Source organism: Candidatus Competibacter denitrificans Run_A_D11, from assembly GCF_001051235.1.
GTDB classification, from domain to species: domain Bacteria; phylum Pseudomonadota; class Gammaproteobacteria; order Competibacterales; family Competibacteraceae; genus Competibacter_A; species Competibacter_A denitrificans.
Genome location: NZ_CBTJ020000002.1, coordinates 23,602 through 43,833, shown reverse-complemented (window position 1 = coordinate 43,833; position 20,232 = coordinate 23,602). Strand labels below are relative to the sequence as shown.

General features: G+C 57.9%; 13 protein-coding genes. 8 read left to right on the top strand and 5 right to left on the bottom strand.

Annotated features, from left to right (window positions below; translation table 11 throughout):
• Window positions 1-23: 23 nt before the first annotated feature.
• A complete protein-coding gene (locus BN873_RS01285) occupies window positions 24-2,051 on the bottom strand; it encodes a transglycosylase SLT domain-containing protein (RefSeq protein ID WP_082161022.1) in 2,028 nt (675 codons plus the stop codon).
• Between the two features lie 22 nt (window positions 2,052-2,073).
• Window positions 2,074-3,105 (bottom strand): lytic transglycosylase domain-containing protein, encoded by a 1,032-nt coding sequence (locus tag BN873_RS19005; protein ID WP_071243950.1) that lies wholly within the window; start codon window positions 3,103-3,105, stop codon window positions 2,074-2,076.
• A gap of 268 nt (window positions 3,106-3,373) precedes the next feature.
• Here BN873_RS19005 and pap point away from each other — a divergent pair, with 268 nt between their 5' ends.
• From pap to BN873_RS01255, 5 genes are all read left to right on the top strand, one after another.
• Entirely contained in the window at window positions 3,374-4,918 is a 1,545-nt protein-coding gene (pap, locus tag BN873_RS01275; RefSeq protein WP_048670151.1) for a polyphosphate:AMP phosphotransferase, read from the top strand.
• Between the two features lie 8 nt (window positions 4,919-4,926).
• On the top strand, window positions 4,927-7,176 hold the full coding sequence (gene ppk1, locus BN873_RS01270; RefSeq protein WP_242434342.1) for a polyphosphate kinase 1: 2,250 nt from the start codon (window positions 4,927-4,929) through the stop codon (window positions 7,174-7,176).
• Window positions 7,177-7,260: 84 nt separating this feature from the next.
• Window positions 7,261-7,680 (top strand): rhodanese-like domain-containing protein, encoded by a 420-nt coding sequence (locus BN873_RS01265; protein WP_048670149.1) that lies wholly within the window; start codon window positions 7,261-7,263, stop codon window positions 7,678-7,680.
• 137 nt (window positions 7,681-7,817) lie between these two features.
• Window positions 7,818-8,741 (top strand): CHAD domain-containing protein, encoded by a 924-nt coding sequence (locus BN873_RS01260; RefSeq protein ID WP_048670148.1) that lies wholly within the window; start codon window positions 7,818-7,820, stop codon window positions 8,739-8,741.
• Window positions 8,742-8,811: 70 nt separating this feature from the next.
• Window positions 8,812-10,110 (top strand): MmgE/PrpD family protein, encoded by a 1,299-nt coding sequence (locus tag BN873_RS01255; protein WP_242434341.1) that lies wholly within the window; start codon window positions 8,812-8,814, stop codon window positions 10,108-10,110.
• A gap of 320 nt (window positions 10,111-10,430) precedes the next feature.
• On the opposite strand, the gene BN873_RS01245 is transcribed toward BN873_RS01255, so the two are convergent.
• Entirely contained in the window at window positions 10,431-11,114 is a 684-nt protein-coding gene (locus BN873_RS01245) for a Bax inhibitor-1/YccA family protein (RefSeq protein ID WP_048670144.1), read from the bottom strand.
• 507 nt (window positions 11,115-11,621) lie between these two features.
• On the opposite strand from BN873_RS01245, the gene BN873_RS01240 reads away from it, so the two are divergent.
• Both BN873_RS01240 and BN873_RS01235 read left to right on the top strand, forming a co-directional pair.
• Window positions 11,622-14,066 carry an EAL domain-containing protein gene (locus BN873_RS01240; RefSeq protein WP_053085198.1) on the top strand — a complete coding sequence of 815 codons (2,445 nt, stop codon included), beginning with the start codon at window positions 11,622-11,624 and terminating at the stop codon, window positions 14,064-14,066.
• 22 nt (window positions 14,067-14,088) lie between these two features.
• Window positions 14,089-17,910 (top strand): DNA topoisomerase 3, encoded by a 3,822-nt coding sequence (locus BN873_RS01235; protein WP_053085197.1) that lies wholly within the window; start codon window positions 14,089-14,091, stop codon window positions 17,908-17,910.
• 62 nt (window positions 17,911-17,972) lie between these two features.
• Here BN873_RS01235 and BN873_RS01230 read toward each other — a convergent pair whose 3' ends face one another.
• Complete coding sequence (locus tag BN873_RS01230) at window positions 17,973-18,713, bottom strand: bacteriohemerythrin (RefSeq protein ID WP_048670142.1); 741 nt, start codon at window positions 18,711-18,713, stop codon at window positions 17,973-17,975.
• 78 nt (window positions 18,714-18,791) lie between these two features.
• Here BN873_RS01230 and BN873_RS01225 point away from each other — a divergent pair, with 78 nt between their 5' ends.
• Window positions 18,792-19,196 (top strand): DUF350 domain-containing protein, encoded by a 405-nt coding sequence (locus tag BN873_RS01225; protein WP_048670141.1) that lies wholly within the window; start codon window positions 18,792-18,794, stop codon window positions 19,194-19,196.
• A gap of 83 nt (window positions 19,197-19,279) precedes the next feature.
• On the opposite strand, the gene BN873_RS01220 is transcribed toward BN873_RS01225, so the two are convergent.
• On the bottom strand, window positions 19,280-20,224 hold the full coding sequence (locus BN873_RS01220; RefSeq protein ID WP_048670138.1) for a serine/threonine-protein kinase: 945 nt from the start codon (window positions 20,222-20,224) through the stop codon (window positions 19,280-19,282).
• Between the last annotated feature and the right edge of the window lie 8 nt (window positions 20,225-20,232).

The following is a 20,232-nucleotide window of genomic DNA, read 5'->3' as shown; positions in this document are numbered from 1 at the left end:
ACGGATTTTGGCGGCTGTTGGCTTTAGTCTACATGCCCGGCGACGGCCATGACCGGTGCCGGCTGGATCGGTTTCATCCGCGACCCCAGCGGTGGAATCGATTCCCCTAAACCGAGGCGCTGAGCGTAGAGGGTGGCGTATTCCATGACCCGTTGCACGTAACCGCGGGTTTCCTGGTAGGGGATGGTTTCCGCCCAAAGATCGGCAGAGAGGGCAGTGCCGGTTGGTAGCCAGCGCTTTACCTTATTGGGGCCAGCGTTGTAGGCGGCGGTGGCCAGTACCGGGTTCTCTTGCAACTCTCCCAGCAGTTTTTGCAGATAACCTACGCCCAGACGAATGTTGGTGTCTGGCTCCAACAGCCGTTCGGGTAAGCCCTCTGTGGAATCCTGCACAAGCTTCGCCATCTCCTGAGCGGTGGCGGGCAGCATCTGCATCAGCCCCAGCGCGCCGACCGGGGAGCGGGCAACAGCGCGAAAGCCGCTTTCCTGACGAATAATGCCGTAGACCCAAGCCGGGTCTAGCGCGCGAGCGCGGGCGTTGGTGAGGATCTGATCACGATAGGCCAGCGGAAACCGCAGCTCCAGGTCATCCCAATAGTCGGCGCGGGCGATGGTCGCGATGGCCTGCGGGTGCCAATCCCAGCGGTGGGCCAGCAGCGCGGCGCGTTGCAGCCCCGTGCGGTCGAGGCCGCGCAGAACCTGTCGCCACTCGGCCTCAGCTTCCGTTTCCCGGCCCAGGATGTACAGTTCGCGCGCGCGCGCCAGGCCGGGCGATGTGGCCAGTAGCATTTCCAGTTCAGTGGCGGTCGATGTCAGCGGTGTGGCGGTGACGGTATAAGGGACACCGATCCGTTCGGCGGCGAGAAAGCCGTGATAATCCCGCTGGAGGGCGACGGTCTGATAAAGTCGGCGGGCTTCCTCAGTGCGGCCCAGTAACTCCAAGACTCGCCCACGCCAATATTGCCAGCGCGGACTATCGCGTTCCGCTTGCGTCAACTGATCCAGCCAGTGCAAGGCAGTCACCCAATCGCCCTGCCGTAGGCAGACACGCACTCGCCATTCCCGCACCGCGCTATCCGTCGCCTGCTCAGGCACAGCGCTCAGGCGCGCTAATGCGCTCGAATGGTAGTCCGTGGCGATGCGCAGGGCCAAGTCCCGTTCTGTTGCGGTCCATTGGGTGGCGAGCGTCGGGTGGCGTTCCTTGAGCCTATCGAGCGCTGCCGCCGCTGCCAGCACGTCCCGCTTGCCCCACCATTGCAAGGCCGCCGCGATCACTGGCCCCGCGCGTGCATCGTCCTTTGGCAGGCGCGCGGGATCAAGCACCAGGTGTGGGTCGGTGGCAAGCATCAGCCAGACATCCGCCAATGGTTGATCGGTGGCCGACAGTTCCACTCGCAAGGCTCGCCCCAGGCTGACGTTGCGTTGGCTCATTGCCAGGCTAAACCGCTGCCATAAGGCTGCCGGAGAAGGCTCGCCTCGGAGCCGCCAAGCAGCAATCACCGGATCGCAAGCGGCAGGTAATGAGCTACCGCGCAGCCAGATCGCGCCAAAATCCCGCAGAGCTGGTTCCGCTTGGCCAGTGGCCAAGAGCGCTTGTCGGCGCCAACACTCGAACGCCGGGTCGGTGGATGCAATGGCATCCCGCAGATAATCATCCCAGCGGCCGATACGGGCCAACTGGCGCAGCCAAGCGTCCCGCAAAGTCCCGGCCAAAGGCGTGGCTGCGTACTGCTGCAAGAAATCGCGGACTTCGACAACCGGCAATTCTGCCAGTCGGCGCGACAAATCTCGGTAGCGAAGATAAGGGTACAGCGGATAAGGCTTAAGGTCGGCGTAATCAAGCCGCTCGCCGGTTGACAGTGACCGGTCGGCCGCTTGAAAGCGTTCACGTTGGCTTTGTGGTGATTCAGCCGCTCCGCTGTCGCCCGCAATGAGGGCGACACAGAGCAGAGTGGCAATCACACGCCCGTATTGAGCGAATTTCCGCCCGCCGCGTGACTCCGCAACGGGGTTTAGGTAGCGGGCACCGCGCACGGAGTGGTGAGCGAACATGCCCTTGTCAGCAGGCCCGATGTCATTTGTCGTTACCGGCGAAGAGCGGTGCTGTACTGGCGGATGAGGCGGCGGTTGCCGACGGGTTTGGTTTGGACGAATAAATGACAGGAGGACGCACACTCCGGCTGGGCATTCCGCTGCTGTTGCCGACAATAATCCGCGTACCAGTCGGCGTCAGGTAGGTGCTGGGGATGGTAGCCGATCCGGTGCTACCGCGAGCGGCGATAGAGCGTGGGGTGAGGATGGTGATGCCGCCGGTGCGGTTTCCGTAGCTGGAGGTCGCACCGGTATAGCCGCTGCCATAAACCCGTGGATTACTGGCCAAAGCCGTGTTGGCACTCGCACTGTAAAACATGCCACCTTTATATTGCTCATAAAAGCCCAAAACGCGGGTGACGTAAGTGCGAGTTTCCGAATAGGGTGGTATCTGATTGCCATATTTCTGCACTGCGCCTTCACCAGCGTTATAGGCGGCCACTGCGAGGCGGGTATCGTTAAATTGATCGAGCAACCAACGCAGGTAGCGGGCACCACCATGCATGTTGGAGATCGGATCATAGGGATTACCGACCCCAAATCGGTTGGCAGTACCGGGCATCAACTGCATCAGCCCCATCGCACCCTTGGGCGATACCGCCCAGGGATTATAGGATGATTCGGCGCTGATCACCGCATGCAACAAGGCTGGATCAAGCCGATATTGGGTGGCGATGCGGTCAACATCGGCGGAAAAGCGCTGGCGGTTTTGTTCGTTGACACGGCGGGGTCGGGGCGAAGCGTTCACGCGGGGGTAGTAAGACTGGCTGTTCCAAGTGCCCGGCCGGTATCCGGTGTACGAACTGTACAAGTTACTTGGAGCGAAGCTGGAAGATTGCGGAGAAGGCGTGCGGTAGGCTGGCGTTCGCATGACCAGCTTGTAGCGGTTATCGTTGGGGACGTTGCTTAAGTGTCGTATGCCGTTGCTGTCTACAAAGGCGTAAATATCTGCGTGAACTGGTCCGGAAAACAGGAAAACCGCTGGAATCAGACTAGCCAATAGCCGCCGCTTCATCTATTTCTCCTATTCTTATTGACAAGCTGGGCGTGTGATGGATGGTCTGGCGACTATCCTGGCCCCAGCAAAAGAGCCGAGCGTCTGTCGGTTGATGCAATTAGATTAACACAATCTCCAGGATTGCAAGCCCGCGCGCGGACCAACTAGGAACCACTGGCAAGGTAATGGCAAAAAAACAGCTTGAAAAAGATAGTAAAATTAATTTTTAGGGCGACTCGTAAATCGTCGAAGCCTATCGTCTACTTTCAGCGTGAGTGAGATACCCATGTTCCGGACCGCCGAACTGAAACGCAAGCTGCCCAAAGAGCATTACCACCAACAGGTTCCACAGTTGCGAGAAGATCTGCTGATGGTGCAGATGGAGTTACGGGCTGCCGCTTTTCCTGTCATCGTGGTGTTTGCCGGGGTGGACGGGGCTGGCAAGAGCGAAACGGTCAACCAGTTGCACGAGTGGCTTGATTCGCGCTGGCTGGTGACTCGTGCTTACGGTGAACCGTCCGACGAAGAGCGCGACCGCCCCGAATATTGGCGGTTCTGGCGCCAGTTGCCCGCTCAAGGGCGAATCGGTTTGTTCCTCAGTGCTTGGTATTCGACGCCGATCCTTGATCGGGTTTATGGGCACACCAGCGAGGCCGAATTCGACGGCCGTTTGGAACGGATCAAGGCGTTCGAAAAAACCTTGGCCGACGATGGCGCCTTAATTTTGAAGTTCTGGATGCATCTCTCCAAGAATGCCCAGAAAGATCGCTTGCGCAAATTGGAAAAGAATCCACTGGAAAACTGGCGGGTCTCTAAGCGGGATTGGCAGCATTGGGAGATGTATGAACAGTTTGTAGTTGCTGCCGAGCGCACGATCATGAAAACCAGCACCGGCCAGGCGCCCTGGAAGATCATCGAAGGTTACGACGAACGCTATCGCAGCACGGCGGTGGCTACCGCCATCCGCGATGCGATCCGGTTCCGATTAAATGAAACGGCTAAAGCGTCCGGCGGCAACGGTGGCGCCGATAGTGCGCGTTCAAAAGCGCCGGTACCTGAGACCGACGGTTTACCGGCGGTTACGATCCTGTCACGGCTGGATATGAGCCAAACCTTAGAAAAGGTGGACTACGACGCGGGCTTGAAGCGCTATCAGGCCAAGCTTAATCAGCTCCAGCGGGTCGCGCGCGAACAGAAGATTTCCACCATCCTGGTGTTTGAGGGATGGGATGCCGCTGGCAAAGGCGGCAGCATTCGCCGCATCACCGCCGCGCTGGATGCCCGCGATTATCAGGTGATCCAGATTGCTGCGCCAACCGATGAGGAGGCGGCGCATAACTACCTCTGGCGATTCTGGCGCCACATCCCGCGCGCCGGCCGCGTCACCATTTATGACCGCAGTTGGTATGGCCGGGTGTTGGTCGAGCGGGTTGAAGGCTTTGCCCGTACCCGCGAATGGCAACGCGCCTACGCCGAAATCAACGATTTCGAAGCCCAATTGGTGGAGCGCGGTATCGTGCTGCTGAAATTCTGGCTGCATATCACCCCAGAGGAGCAGTTGCGTCGCTTCAAGGAACGCGAGCAAATCCCTTACAAAGCATGGAAATTGACTGAGGAGGATTGGCGCAACCGTGAGCGCTGGGCTGACTACGAACTGGCGGTTAACGATATGGTGGAGCATACCAGCACCCAGAAAGAACCCTGGACCTTGATCGAGGCGAACGATAAGCGTTATGCGCGGATCAAAGTGCTGCATACCCTGTGCGAGCGGCTGGAAGCGGCGCTTGCCGGAATCTCCAACCATAAGGTGGCGAAAATCGCCAAGGGATGAGCGGATTCATGACCGAAGAGATCACAGTGATGCCAAGCTCGAATGAAAACGTTGCGCGGATGGCGGAAGCGAAGGTCGGCAGCCGCAAGCGTCCAAGCGAGGCCGCGCTGGTGGAGGCGAGCATCCCGCCTGAACCGGAGATCGATCTTGATGCGGCGGAGTGGTATCTAAACCGCGAGTTGACTTGGTTGGCGTTCAACCGCAGGGTCTTGCGTGAGGCCCAGGATGATCGCGTTCCGCTGTTGGAACGAGTCAAATTTCTGGCCATCGTCAGCGCTAACCTTGATGAGTTTTTTATGAAGCGCATCGGCGGACTGAAGCAGCAGATCGGTGCGCGGGTGCGGGAATTGACGGTGGATGGTCGCAGCCCTGAACAACAGTTGCGCGAATGTTTGACCGTGGTGCGCGATATCGTTGACCAGCAGCGGCATCTGGCATCGGAAATACACGAATTGCTGACCGAAAAGGGGATTCGGCTACGTAGTCACCATTCATTGACCGAGGACCAGCGCGAGCAAATGCGCGACTATTATCTGCGCAATATCTTTCCGCTGGTCACGCCACAGACCATGGACCCGGCACATCCTTTCCCGTTCATTTCCAATCTGTCGCTCAATTTGTTAGTGACGGTTCGCTACGCCGACGATGAATCAAGCGGATTGGCGCGAATCAAGGTACCGGTAGGCTCCGGGATTCCGCGCTTTCTCAAGGTCGGTGAAGAGGATCTGTATATTCCGCTGGAAGACGTGGTGGCCAATAACCTCGACCTGTTGTTCCCCGGCATGGTGGTGGAAGCCTGCGAGTTGTTTCGCGTCACCCGCAACGCCATTGCCGAGCGAGCCGAGGACCAGGCTGATGACATGTTGTTGATGATTGAATCCGAACTGCGGGAGCGCCGCTTCGCGCCTATCGTGCGTCTGGAAGTGGACAAGAACATGGACCCGATTCACCGGGGGATGCTGGCCGCCGAACTCGGTTTGGACGAAGCCAATGAGGTATTCGAAGTCGATGGCATGATGGCGTTGCGCGATTTGTTCCAGATCGTCGCCATCAACCGGCCGGAGTTGCACGATCCTTCGCACCACCCGCTTGATCATCCCAAGCTCAACGACAAGCGCAATATTTTCCACATCATTCGCGAGACGGGGCCGATCCTGCTGCAACATCCCTACGAATCTTTTGTCACATCGGTTGAGCGTTTTGTGCTGGAAGCCAGCGATGACCCGAAGGTGCTGGCGATCAAGATGACGCTCTATCGCACTTCGGCCGATTCCAAGATTATCCAGTATCTAATCGACGCCGCCCAGGATGGCAAACAGGTGACGGTCGTCGTGGAGCTGAAAGCCCGCTTCGATGAGGCGGCCAACATTCGTTGGGCCAATCGACTGGAAGAAGCGGGGATTCACGTTACGTATGGCGTGGTGGGGCTGAAAACCCATAGCAAAGTGATTTTGGTGGTGCGGCGTGATTTCAATGGCTTACGCCGTTACGCGCACATCGGCACCGGCAACTACCATGCCGGTACCGCCCGTTTGTACAGTGATTTGGGCTTGCTGACTTGCGATCCTGTCCTTGGTGAAGATCTGACTGAGCTGTTCAATTATCTAACGACTGGTTATGTGCCCAAGCGCAACTATCGCAAGCTGCTACCGGCGCCCAAAGTGCTCAAACCGGCGTTGTTGGCCAAGATCGACCGCGAGATCCATCACGCCAAGGCCGGTAAGCAGGCACGAATCCAATTCAAGATGAACGCGCTGGAAGACAAGGAGATCACCGCCGCCCTGTATCAGGCCTCGCGCGCGGGTGTGATGATCGATTTGATTGTCCGCGATACCTGCCGACTGCGCCCTGGGGTTGCGGGTTTGTCGGAAAATGTCCGGGTCATCAGTGTAGTCGGGCGCTTCCTTGAGCACACCCGAATTTTCTACTTCTACAACAACGGTAACGAGGAATACTTCATCGGATCGGCCGATTGCATGAAACGCAATCTAGAGAGCCGGGTTGAAGTGGTCGCCCCGGTCGATACCCCAGAGCTACGCCTGGAGCTAAGGCAGATTTTCGATGCGCAATTGGCCGACCACCGTTCGGCGTGGGATATGCAGCCTGACGGCAGCTACGTTCAGCGAATGCCCAGGGAAGGTGAAGATCCGCGCGGTTGCCAACAACTATTGATCGAATTGGCGGAACGGCGCCAGAAGGAGGCGCTGCGTTTGAAGAAACGCAAACCGAAAGGCATCGCCCGCCGCCTCGCCAATTGATGGCAGGGCTGTTGCCTAGCGTTTAGGCGGGCAACCCATACCAATAGACTCCGAATCATCAGGTCATTTTCCGGCAAAATTTATATGAAAAAAGGCCAGTTTTTAGGCGATGTCAGTCCTAGAGAAGCGTGGGATGCGTTGCAAAATCACCCCGAGACGATGTTGGTTGATGTCCGTACCAGGGCCGAATGGGCCTATGTCGGTGGTCCCGATCTGAGCAGCTTGCACAAGCCGCTGATTCAAGTCGAGTGGCTGATGTTTCCGAGCATGGCGTTCAATCCGCAATTTCTTGAGGAACTGCAAGCCTATGGCATCAAGCCGGGGCCGGTACTTTATATGATCTGCCGCAGTGGAGCGCGTTCCCACCAGGCGGCTGAACTATTGGCCGACTACGGTTATGCGACTTACAACGTGGCAGATGGTTTTGAAGGCCAACTGGATGAGATGGGTCATCGCGGGGTCGGGGGTTGGCGGGCTGAAAACTTACCCTGGCGACAAGGTTGATAGCCAGGATGGCCACCTTTCTGTGCTGCCAAAGGGGCCGCCGATAGCATCAAGGTCTTGGAATTACCCCTCTATCGGTCCAACCCGCAGGTTTTACCGGTCTGCCTTTTCAGCGCATCCCTCGGAGCGTTGCCACCATGAATCAAAAGATTATTGCTCCCGTCAAGGCCAAGCCGCTGGAGTTGAGTGCCGATACCACCACAGAAGACGCCTTCGTAAGGGTCATCAGTGTCTGCCTCTGTCACGCCCAAGCTAACCTGCCGGCGGTGCTGGATGGGCAGATAGAGGGAGTGCATCAGATGCGGGTGGGGTTTCGGCGGCTGCGTTCGGGCTTGAAGATATTCCGGCCGCTGGTGCCCCGCGAAGCCAGCGAGATGCTGGTGGAGGAGATTCGCTGGCTGAACGGATTTTTAGGACCGGCGCGCGACTGGGATGTTTTTTTGTATGAAGGTCTCGTGCCGCTGTTCAACTATTTTCCACGCAAGCGCAGTTTGCATTTATTTAGGGCTAAGGCCGAAACAATTCGTCAAACCCATAATCGACTTTTGCGGGATGCTTTAGTGGAACCCCGCTATGCGATCATTGGCGAGCGTTTTATCGCTTGGCTGGCTGAGCGCGCTTGGCATAATGAGGCCAGCGAGCGTCAAGCGAAACGGCTGGCCGAGTCGGTTGCACGCTTCGCCACCCCACTGTTAGAACAGGATCATCGCCGGGTGATCAAGCGCGGGGAGGCGTTTGCCCGCGCATCCCCCGAACAACGCCACGCCTTACGCATCCGTATCAAGGAAATCCGCTACGCACTCGATTTTTTTGCCGGCCTGTATCCCTCGAACACCATCAAGCCATATCTAGCGAGTTTGGCGAAATTACAAGACTGTCTGGGGGTCATGAATGATATTTCGGTGGCCCATCGCCTACTGGATGAAGCGGGTTCAGGCACGGCATCGGCGGCGCGTCAGTTGATCGATGGTTGGTACGGTTGTCGGTACGATGTCTATCAGCGCGAGTTCCCCGACCTTTGGCAGCGATTCACCGTGTGCGAGCGGCCTTGGAAAGAATAAGTGGGATCTGCCCGGCAGCGACTACACTAATGCCGACTAGCCCGATCAGCCCCGCCCAAAGGAGGATGGCATGCCCGATCTGACGCTCACCCAACAGTTGACCGAACTGATCACCGCCAAAGCGGTTCTGCCCACCGATCTTGAACGTGCCGCGTTATTGACCCTTGATGCGATAGCGAATGCGCTGGCAGGGCGCGCCACAGACCCTGGCGCGATATTGGTGCGTTGGGCTGGCGCAACTCCGGATACGGATGCTGCTCGTCGAGCCTTTCTATGGGGAGCGTTGACCCACATCCTGGAAACCGATGATTTGCACCGGGCCTCGGTCGTCCATCCCGGTTGCGTGGTGGTACCGGCGGCCTGGTCGGTGGCGCGGCGCGAGGGCCTGCGCGGTCACGCCATGCTCAAGGCAGTGTTGTGGGGATTTGAGGCTGCCACGCGGGTGGGTATGGCGGTAGGGCCGTCCCATTACCGGATTTGGCACAATACCGCGACCTGTGGGCCGTATGGTTCCGCGATGGCTGTAGCAGCGCTCTTGCAGCTCGAACCCGCACAGATCGTTCATGCGTTGGGTAATGCGGGTACGCAATCTTCTGGCCTCTGGCAGTTTCTGGAGGCCGGCACCATGACTAAACACCTCCATGCGGGCCGTGCCGCCGAAGCCGGCTTGTTGGCCGCTGATTTAGCACGCTTTGGCTTTACCGGGCCGCCGACGATTTTGGAGGGGGCTAAGGGCTGGTTTGCCGCCACCTGTCCCGATGCCGATCCAGGAGCGGTGACGCGCGATCCGACCGGGCCTTGGCAACTGTTGCAGACATCGATCAAGCCCTGGCCTTCATGTCGGCATACCCATCCGGCCATTGACGCCGCTGTTGAATTGCGCCCGCAGATCGTGGCCGGCACTATCGAGCAAATCGATGTCGAGACCTATCCAGCGGCTTTGGAGGTTTGTGATCGACCGTTGCCGAATAGCGAATACGAGGCCAAGTTTTCACTGCAACACTGTGTGGCAGCCGGCTTGATGCTGGAAAATGTGAATTTTGCCGCCTTTGCCGATGTCGCCCGTGCTGGGTTGGCGGATTTGCGCGAACGGGTGTCGATTCGAGTAGCCGAGCCGTATGCCTCCGCCTATCCGCGTGCGTGGGGCAGTGCGGTGACCGTCACTGTGCGGGGTGGACAGCAATTGACGGTGCGGCGCACCCATGCCAAGGGCGATCCTGAAGCGGCCGTATCACCGGTTGAACTGATCGCCAAGGCACGAATGCTGATGACGTATGGCGGGGTGCGTGACCCAGATCGGCTGATCGATGACATTCTTGCGCTTTCGGACGATTCGCCGTTACCGGATTTGCCGTGCAAGCATGATTAATTTTATGGCAGTGCAGCAAAAAACCTGATTTTAACCTATTGTTTATACAACAGAATGTTGTTTTTTGCCGAAAAACAACGAATATCGGTATCGTTTGGCAGATTTTTTTGGTATGATCGCCATCGTGCGGTGGGCACTTCTTCTCCTCAGTCCACCGCACATCCTCCTTTGGTGGTTTTTGGCCGGATTTCTTAATCCGGCCTTTTTTTTGGTCAACTGGCGAGAGAATGCGCTGAAAGCCGGTCAAACGACATAGACGTGGCCATAAAAAACCCCGCATTTGCGGGGTTTAGGCCAAACGAAGGCATCAACCGATTGAGTTAATCGTCGCCGGACATGATGCCCAGGATTTGCAGCAGATTGACGAATAAGTTGAACAGGGTGATGTACAGGCTGACGGTTGCCATGATGTAGTTGGTTTCCCCGCCATGAATGATCTCGCTGGTTTGCCAGAGGATCATGCCCGACATCAGCAAGATCACCATCGCCGAGACGGCCAAGGCCAGCGTCGGCAAGTTGAACAGAACCGCGCCGATGCTCGCCAGGAAAGCCACCAGGATGCCGACCATCAGGAAAGCACCCATGAAGCTAAAATCCTTGCGGCTGACCACGGCATACGCAGAGAGCGCTAGAAAAATAGCTCCGGTCCCTGCCAACGCCGTCATCACCAGCTCAGGCCCGTTAGGCAGCTTCAGATAGAGATTGAGTAGCGGACCTAGCGTATAACCCAGAAAGCCCGTTAGAGCGAAGACCGCAGCCAAGCCCCACGCGCTATCACGCAGGCGGGTCACGACAAATAGCAGCCCAAAATAGCCGCCAAGCGTAATCAACCAGTGCAATGGCGGCGCATGAGTCGCCATGGCGATACCGGCGGTCAGTGCACTGAACAACAGCGTCATTGACAGCAGCATATAGGTATTACGCAAGACTTTATTGCCGAGAGCCGGCCGGTCCACATTGAGCGTAATCGGCGCTTTGGCCAATAGGTCGTCTCTTTGAGCCATTGTGGAAAAACCTCCTAAGCTTGGGAATCTGGCTATATTGACCTTCGGCAAGCGAGAAGGGTTCACGCGCTGGAAGGTCTAATTCGCTGAAAATTACTCAATACTCCGATGATATAGGGATTGTGGACTCTTTTTCAAAAGTATTGCGGTCAAATAAAAATCTACCGAAGCGGTTCGGCTGTAGTGACTTTGCTAATGGCAATAGTTATGCCACTCATGAGTGAAGGTTCTTGTCTCTTCGGCGCTAGTGCTGGATCACACAAACCTATGGGAACTGGTCTAACCAGGGGTGGATAGCTATTTTCAAGCTAGACTGCTTGGGCCAAATATGTTACATCCGCTCTAGGCTAAGTCGAGAATATCAGCACAACTGATTGGAATTGGTGCGTCGTGTCTGATTCGGCCGGCGATGTGTGAATAGCTTAAAAACACACGGTTCGTTGACGGTCTCTATAGGAGATCGGCGCAACGCTCGGATGTTGATTCTATCGAGTGATGATCGGGAGGATGGTCTTGGTAAGCGGACAAGAGCATCAGGGAAAGATTCTGGTAGTGGATGATGATCCGCTGACCCAGACTGTGATCAGGGGTATGCTGGAGCATGAAAGCTTCACCGTGGTCGAAGCGGCCGGTGGCGAGATGGCGCTTACCCTTTTTCGCGAACAACCCTTCGATCTGGTCTTGCTTGATGTCTTGATGCCGGAGATGGATGGTTTTACCACCTGCGCCCGTCTGCGCGAGACACCGGCCGGTCGAATGGCCCCGATTGTCATGATCACCGGCCTAGATGACGAGTCATCGATTCGGAGCGCCTACGGCGCTGGGGCTACCGATTTCATCACCAAACCCCTCAACGCATTTATTCTCGTCCATCGGGTCCGTTATATCCTGCGGGCGACCGCCGCCATGCGAGAATTGGCTTGGCGGGTCGATTTTCAGCGGGTGCTGATCGAAACGCTCCCGGTTCCATTTATCGTGGAAGATACGAAGGGGCATTGCCTGATGGCGAACCCGGCTTTCGCGACCCTACAGGGAGAAGATGCTGCGGGCGTCGCTGATGAGCCGCACGCCGAGAGCCGTAGCCGTGTACCGCAACCTTCTTCCGTTGACGGCACCAGCATAGGTGCCGAGGGCCAGCGGATTTATGAAGCCGAAATTCTTCTGGCCGGCAAGGAGCCACGATCAATGATCATCCATCAGGCGATGTTTACCCCACCAGTCACGGGCGAAACCGGGGTCATCAGCGTGCTGATCGATATCACCGAAAGAAAGAAAAACGAGGAAAATCGGCGGTTAGCGGAGACCGTTTTTCAAAATGCCGCCGATGCCATCATGGTGACCAGTGCCACCGGAATCATCAAGTCGATCAACCCGGCGTTTAGCACCATCACCGGCTATGGCCGGGAAGAGGTCATGGGTCTAACACCGCGTTTGTTGCGCTCTGGACGCCAAGATAACCAGTTTTACGCCGCATTCTGGGCAAGCTTGCGCCAATATGGCAAGTGGTCGGGCGAGTTATGGCAGCGGCGCAAGAACGGCGAAGTTTATCCTGTCTGGGAAACCGTGGCGGCTGTGCGGTCACCGGAAGGCAGGATCATTGAATATGTGTCGTTTTTTAACGACATCACCGCGCGCAAGCAAGCCGAGCAAGAGATTTTTTACCGCGCCAATTACGATCCATTGACCGGCTTGCCTAACCGCAGCCTCTTCCATGAGCGTTTGGAGCAAGCACTCAAGCAAGCCCGTCGCTATGATCGGCGCGTCGCGCTGATGTTTGCTGACCTGGATCGCTTCAAGCAGGTCAACGACACGCTAGGACACAGTTTTGGTGATCAGCTACTGGGTCAGGCCGCATTGCGTTTGGAAGCGTGTGTACGTGATACCGATACCGTGGCCCGCCAGGGCGGCGATGAGTTCGTGGTCGTCTTGCCGAATGTAATTGAAGAGCGCGATGCCGGCGTAGTGGCCGAGAAAATCATCTCCCGGCTGCGGGAGCCGTTCGATTTGAGCGGCAACATCGTCCATATCGGGGTCAGTATCGGTATCGCGCTTTATCCTGATCATGGTGACAATTCGGAGGATTTGGTGCGCCATGCTGATCTGGCGATGTACCAGGCGAAGCTGGCCGGGCGCAACACCTATCGGCTGTATGAATCCGCAATGGCCGATGAGCTTAACCGGCAATTGATGCTGGAAACGGATTTGCGAACCGCGCTGCAAAAGAACGAACTGGAGCTGTATTTTCAACCGATCCTCAAAGTTGAGGACAAGAGCCTGGTACGGGCTGAGGCGCTGTTGCGTTGGTTCCATCCCCGGCGTGGCCCGGTCGCGCCGGGTGAGTTCATTCCGCTGGCTGAGGAAACCGGTTTGATCCGGGATATCGGCCTTTGGGTGTTTGAGCGCGCCTGTCAAACCCTCGAAAAGTGGCACGAACTCGGTTTGATGATCCCGTTGGCCATCAACCTGACCAGTGCGCAGGTATTTCGCGGCTTATCGCTGGAGGTCGTATCCTCCTTGTTAGAGCGCTATCACTTGGCGCCGGAATCTCTGGTGTTCGAAATCGCCGAAGGGGTGCTCCTGGCGGATAGCGCGCAAGCCCGTCAATGGCTCAAAAGTATCCGCCAACTGGGCATTTGTTTGGATCTTGACGATTTTGGCACCGGCTATTCCTCGTTATCCTGCCTGAAGCGCTTTCCGATTGATCGGGTCAAGATCGATCTCTCCTTTGTGCGCGATATGGTGCTAGATCTGGATGACCGCGCGTTGGTCGAAGCGATTTTGGCCTTGAGTCGGAGTTTACGGCTGGAGGTGGTGGCCGAGGGCGTGGAAACCCAGGAGCAATTCGACTTGCTGCGTGCCCTAGGTTGCGGGTACGCTCAGGGCTACTACTTTTCACATCCGGTATCGGCCGACGCCTTTGTTGAAGTCGCTCGTGCGTTGGCCGCCCGCTAGCTAGCCACCCGCTTTTTCCCCCATGAGTGTTGCCGTCGTCGCGGAGAAACCTGCGGTTGCCCGCGATATTGCCAAGGTGCTCGGCGCCCGCCAGCGCGGTGCGGGTTTTCTGTATGGGAACGGTTACGTGGTGACCTGGGCGGTCGGCCATCTGGTGCGGCTGGCCGAGCCTCACGAAATCGACCCAAACTGGAAACGCTGGCGGCGTGACGTGCTGCCGATGTTGCCGGCGCGCTGGCCGCTCATTGTAGGCGATGCGACGCGAGAGCAGTTTGAGGCGGTCTGTCGTATTCTCAACGATGACACCGTTGAGCGAGTCATTTGCGCCACGGATGCAGGCCGCGAGGGCGAGTTGATCTTCCGTTATCTTTATGAAGCGGCCCATTGCCGTAAGCCGTTCAGTCGGCTTTGGGTTTCTTCGCTGACGCCGGATGCCATCCAGCATGGGTTCCAAAACCTGCGTGATGGACGCGAGTTGGAGCCACTGGCCGCCGCCGCGCGAGGCCGCAGTCAGGCCGATTGGCTCGTTGGCATGAACCTATCTCGCGCCTATACCTTGGCGTGTGGCGGTACAGATCAAGAAACTCTCTCAGTCGGGCGGGTGCAGACGCCGACGTTGGCGATGGTCGTGGAACGGGATTTAGCCATCCGCGCCTTCGTTCCTGAGGATTACTGTGAGGTTGTGACCGTCTTCGGCCCGTGCGCACCGCTTGATGGGCTGATCGAAGACACAGCGAATGCCGAAGGAGACGAGGCAACGGTTTCTCGGCCAGGCGATGACAGAGGAAGTTATCGCGGGGTCTGGTTCCGTGGTGAAAAACCCGATGCCAAAGCCAAGCGCTTACCCGCTGATGGTATTGAAGCAGCCGAAATCGTCGCCCGTGCCCGGCAAGGACAAGCCACTATCGAATCCTGTACCGCCGAAACTCGCCGATCACCGTCGCCACTGCTCTACGATCTGACCGAGCTGCAACGCCATGCCAATCGACTGTATGGCTTCAGCGCACAAACCACCCTGGATTTAGCGCAAAAGCTTTACGAACAGCATAAGTTGCTGAGCTATCCGCGCACTGACAGTCGCCATCTTTCGACGGCGGTCGCGGCAACCTTGGGAGCGGTGGTCGCGGCGATTGTGGAACCGTTTCGGGCGCAGCTAGCACCGGACACCGGCCGACGTCCATTGGGGCGCCGATTTGTGGATGACAGTGCAGTCACTGATCATCACGCGATTGTGCCGACCACCCTGCAAGCCCGGAGTACGCTCACACGGGACGAGCACAAGATTTACGACCTGGTTTGCCGCCGCCTGCTGATGGCCTGGCATGAGGAACACATTTGGGCCGTCACCACGCTGATCACCGCGATCACTACCGCCGAGGCCGACGGCCCGACGACCATCGACCGCTATCACAGCAGCGGCACGACGGTAGTCCAAGTCGGCTGGAAAATCCTGGAGGTGAACCCTGAACCTCGGTCGTCGAAAACGGCTGTACGCACGGAAGAGGCTGCGCAGCGGCGACAATCTCAGTCACTCGATGCCGGGTCTGTCGTCGATGACGGCCTTGATCAGCGCTTACCGCCGGGATTGGTGGCCGGTCAGCCTCAGCAGGTTCTCGAAGCCCGCGCCGCGATCAAGCGGACCCGGCCACCCCCGCGCCTGACCGAAGCCGCTTTATTAACGGCGATGGAAACCGCTGGGCGGGCGCTGGAGGATAAAGAGCTATCGGCTGCGTTAAAGGAGCGGGGTCTCGGCACTCCGGCGACTCGAGCCGATACCATCGAGACCTTGTTGAAGCGGGGTTATCTGATCCGCGAAGGCAAGACCCTGAGCGCCACCGAGCGTGGAATTGGCCTGATCCAGGCTGTACAACCGCCGATCAAAAGCCCCGCGCTGACCGGTGAATGGGAGGCGCATCTGAAACGGGTCCAGCGCGGCGAGGTCGGTCTGGCCGATTTTATGGCGGCGATCACCGGCTATGTGCGTGAGGCGGTCGCAGGAGCGCTAGCGAGTGTTTTACCGCCCGTGCCAGTCCCGGCCAGGGTGAGCGCACCGGCAGGCAGATTGGCGCGTGAGCCGGTGCCGGTTGATCGGTTAGCGGAGCTGTTGCGTACCGTGTTCCGGTTGCCAGGCTTTCGACCGTATCAGGAACAGGTCTGTCGAGCCGTAACGGGTGGCCAAGACGTGTTGCTGGTGATGCCGACCGGGGCCGGCAAGTCGTTGTGCTTTCAATTACCGGGCCTGGCCCGCGCCGGAACTACCCTGGTGGTCTCGCCGCTGATCGCGCTGATGGAAGATCAAGTCGCCAAGCTATGCGAGCTGGGTCTCCGCGCCGAACGGATTCATTCCGGCCGAGATCGGGCGGTTTCCCGCCAGGTCTGCGCCGAGTATTTACAGGGCCAGTTGGATTATCTGTTTATCGCGCCGGAGCGTCTGAGCGTGGCCGGTTTTCCAGAGATGCTGGCCAAACGCCAACCGACCTTGATCGCGGTAGACGAAGCGCACTGTATTTCCCAGTGGGGCCACGATTTCCGGCCCGATTATCGGATGCTGGGTCGCTATTTGCCTCTGCTGCGGCCAGCGCCGGTCATCGCCCTGACCGCAACGGCGACGGTTCAAGTACAGGATGATATTGTCCGCCAGCTCGGCATGGAAACCGCAACGCGCTCTATCCATGGATTTCGCCGACCGAATCTCGCGGTTGAGGCGTTGGAGGTGCGCCTACCTGACCGCTACGATTCTGTGCAGCGGTTGCTGGCCGATCCGGCCCGACGGCCGGCCATCATTTATGCTCCGACCCGTAAGGACACCGAAGCACTCGCTTTGGCACTGGCCAATGCATTCCCCGTGGCGGCTTATCATGCCGGTATGGCGACCCAAGAGCGTGACCGGGTGCAGAGCCTGTTCAATAGCGGCGAGCTATCGGTCATCGTCGCTACCATCGCGTTCGGCATGGGCATCGACAAGCCCGATATCCGAACAGTCGCCCATGTGGCGCTACCGGGCAGCATTGAGGGCTATTATCAGGAGATCGGGCGCGCGGGGCGCGATGGGCAACCGGCGCGCGCGGTGCTGTTTTACTCCTACGCCGACTTACGGACTCACGAGTGGTTTCAGCGGCGCGACTATCCTGAACCTGAACGGTTAGCGGAAATCTTTGCCATGCTCAATTCCACACCACAGAGCAAGCTGGCGTTATGGGATCAGTTGGATGTAGAACTGGATGAGTTTGAAACCGCGCTGGAAAAATTGCGGGTGCATGGTGGGGTCTGGCGCGATACGGAAGGCAATCTTACGCGCGGCACTGGCGATTGGTTGACGCCTTACCAGCGACAACGTGCGCACAAGATGGCGGAATTGCGGCAGATTCTGGATTTCGCCGACAAGGCGACCGGTTGCCGGATGGTGCGGCTGGTCCGGCACTTCGGCGACCGGGACGATGATCAGCCCTGCGGGATTTGCGATGTGTGCGCACCACAAGCCACGCTGGCGCGGCGCTCACGGCCGCTGACGGCGGCCGAATCCAAATTGGCCTTGCATGTGCTAGATGTGTTGCGGTCGCGAGATGGTTTGACCATTCGTCAACTGCACGAGCAGATTGCCGGTGGCGTGGTGGATAGGCGCACTTTCGAGCGTTTGTTGGAGGCATTGGCGGCCGCCGGGCTGGTGACGACGCAGCAGGATGCCTTCAGTCGTGACGGTAAGGTAATCACCTTTTGGCGGGTCTATCTCACTGATGTCGGTCGTGCCGGTGGTATTGGCGCAGTGGGTTCGGCCCGATTGGCGGCGCAACAAGCCTCTCCAGCAGCGACTGGCCGGAAGCGGCCCGGCAAAAAGCGGTGTTAACGCGGCTGGTTTAGCGGGTCGAAAGCGTAGAATGAGCTGAAAGCTGCCACGCGGCGTGTTTCTCAAATCGGCTCAGGGCGCGGGCGTGATGCTTTGCCGGCCGCCGCCGACTTGGAACGCACCGGACGGGCAGCGGCCAAACGTGCCTGCAAAGCGGTTTGGACCAGAGTCGTAATGGTGGTGTAATCCTGATTGTTGAGCAGGCGCGTGAGCTTGGCGGCGATGACGGGCTTAGCCGGCTGGATTTCCTCAATCAGACTGTGCAGGGTCATTTGGCTGGTGGCGAGCACAGCGGCGAATCGCTCCAGGATGCTCAACGATAGGCTCGACAAATTCGATGCTTTCAACGCACGGGGCGGGGCCGTGGATGTGCCCACAGCGGTTGGTTGCGATACTTGATCTTTGGCTAATGCTTGGCGGTTGAGGAATTCGGCAAAACGCATGTCCGCCTTGGAGGTATGGTTCACGTACCAGTCCTTGAAAAAGCTAAGGATCGGTTCGTAGTTGTAATCCGCTTCGGTTTTAAGATCGACCATGACGATATTCAGATCCTCCAGCAGATGGAGGTGGGTGCTGCGGTGGGCTTCAAGTCCAGGATAACGGGCCGCGAACATGATGTTTTCTTCGCTTTGGAAATGGAATGCCGCATAGCGAACCAGTGCCTGCACGATGCGTTGCGCCATAACCGGATTGGCCTTGTTTTTATCTAATTCATTGATTATAACTACAAAAGTTTGATGCTCAAGATCGATCTCGCTGATACCAAGCGAAATCCCCGGATTCCAATTGACGTAATCGGACATCTTGGTCGCCTTCTTTGTTCTTAGTCAAAAACCGCGCCGCTGCCTTTGGTCAGGGGCCGAAGAGAGGAAACACCCACGATGCTGTTCCAATCCTTAGCCGGTTTGCCCTCATTCCTGGCCTATTTTGCCGTCGCCATCATTTTGTTGACGCTGTTTGGGATGGCCTACATCTTCATCACGCCCTATCGGGAGATCCACTTGATTCGTGAGGGCAATCTCGCAGCGGCGCTGGGTCTGGGCGGTGCCTTGCTTGGATTCGTTTTGCCGCTGGCGAGCGCTATCGCTCACAGTGTCAGTTTATTGGATATGGCAGTTTGGGGTTTGATCGCCTTACTGGTGCAGTTGTTAGTCTATCGGGTGGCGTGCGGGTTGATGCCCGAATTGGTGCGCGATATTCCCGCCGGCAAGGTTGCGACCGGGGTGTTTGTTGGTAGCCTCTCAGTGGTTACTGGAATTCTTAACGCCGCTTGTATGACGTATTGACCCGTGCGTCGGCCAGCGCGCTGGAACGGCTGGGTGGTCGCTTGACGATACCGCAGGGTCGGCGGTGGCCAAGAGCCGAGTCGTCACTCCGGCCGCCGTGGCGACCAGAGACGCACCAGCCAAGGCAGCCAACGCTGCAACCGTTGCGCCCAGCCGGAGGTAGATGATGCGCTGGTCGTCGTCGGCTGCGGTGTTCGCGCCCGGATTCGGCCGCCTGATACTGAGCCGGGCCGCGCGTCAAGTTGTTGGAACGCTTGCAGTAACTCCTCGCTATTGGCAAAGCGGTCTTCGGGCTTTTTGGCCAGCAGCCGGTCAAGGATTGGCTGAAAGCGGCGGAGCGTGTCCGGTAGGGTTGGTATCGGCCCCTTGACGTGCAGCATGGCGGTCTCAAAGGCATCCGCACCCTGATAGGGACGGGTGCCGGTCAGCATTTCGTAGAACACCACGCCCAGGCTATACAAGTCGCTGCGGCCATCGACCGGCTTGGCCAGGGACTGTTCGGGACTCATGTAGTTGGGGGTGCCGATTCGCCAGCCGACTGCGGTCAGTTGGGTTTTGTCTTCTAAATTCTTGGCAATCCCGAAATCGGACAGCACGGCCGTTTCACGATCTCGAAACATGATATTGGCCGGCTTGATATCCCGATGGATGCAGCTTTGCTGATGGGCGCAGCCCAGCGCCTGGGCGATCTGGCGCAGGATTTTGACCGCTTCTTCCGGGGTCACGCCGGCCTTGATGCGTTCTTTAAGCGTGTCGCCTTCCAAATATTCCATCGCGATATAGAACAACTCTTCGTAGCTGCCAGCATCGAAAATCGTAACAATATTTGGATGGCCTAACCGGCCGATGATGCGGGCTTCCTTGACGAAGCGCTTGTTGAAAGCGGGGTCGGCGGCTAACCGGGGAGTGAGAATCTTGATCGCGACCCGCCGTTCCAGCGATTCCTGAACGCCTAGAAAAACGGTAGACATGGCACCTTTGCCGATGGCTTGTTCGATCCGGTAGCCGGGGATGTAGGGCGTTTCCATGAGGTGAA

Excerpts from the sequence above, each read along its gene's own strand:
- pap (WP_048670151.1), top strand. The coding sequence starts at position 3,374 with ATGTTCCGGACCGCCGAACTGAAACGCAAGCTGCCCAAAGAGCATTAC.
- BN873_RS01220 (WP_048670138.1), bottom strand. The coding sequence starts at position 20,224 with ATGGAAACGCCCTACATCCCCGGCTACCGGATCGAACAAGCCATCGGC.
- BN873_RS01225 (WP_048670141.1), top strand. The coding sequence starts at position 18,792 with ATGCTGTTCCAATCCTTAGCCGGTTTGCCCTCATTCCTGGCCTATTTT.
- BN873_RS01235 (WP_053085197.1), top strand. The coding sequence starts at position 14,089 with ATGAGTGTTGCCGTCGTCGCGGAGAAACCTGCGGTTGCCCGCGATATT.
- BN873_RS01255 (WP_242434341.1), top strand. The coding sequence starts at position 8,812 with ATGCCCGATCTGACGCTCACCCAACAGTTGACCGAACTGATCACCGCC.
- BN873_RS01265 (WP_048670149.1), top strand. The coding sequence starts at position 7,261 with ATGAAAAAAGGCCAGTTTTTAGGCGATGTCAGTCCTAGAGAAGCGTGG.
- BN873_RS01230 (WP_048670142.1), bottom strand. The coding sequence starts at position 18,713 with ATGTCCGATTACGTCAATTGGAATCCGGGGATTTCGCTTGGTATCAGC.
- ppk1 (WP_242434342.1), top strand. The coding sequence starts at position 4,927 with ATGACCGAAGAGATCACAGTGATGCCAAGCTCGAATGAAAACGTTGCG.
- BN873_RS19005 (WP_071243950.1), bottom strand. The coding sequence starts at position 3,105 with ATGAAGCGGCGGCTATTGGCTAGTCTGATTCCAGCGGTTTTCCTGTTT.
- BN873_RS01240 (WP_053085198.1), top strand. The coding sequence starts at position 11,622 with ATGGTCTTGGTAAGCGGACAAGAGCATCAGGGAAAGATTCTGGTAGTG.
- BN873_RS01260 (WP_048670148.1), top strand. The coding sequence starts at position 7,818 with ATGAATCAAAAGATTATTGCTCCCGTCAAGGCCAAGCCGCTGGAGTTG.
- BN873_RS01285 (WP_082161022.1), bottom strand. The coding sequence starts at position 2,051 with ATGTTCGCTCACCACTCCGTGCGCGGTGCCCGCTACCTAAACCCCGTT.
- BN873_RS01245 (WP_048670144.1), bottom strand. The coding sequence starts at position 11,114 with ATGGCTCAAAGAGACGACCTATTGGCCAAAGCGCCGATTACGCTCAAT.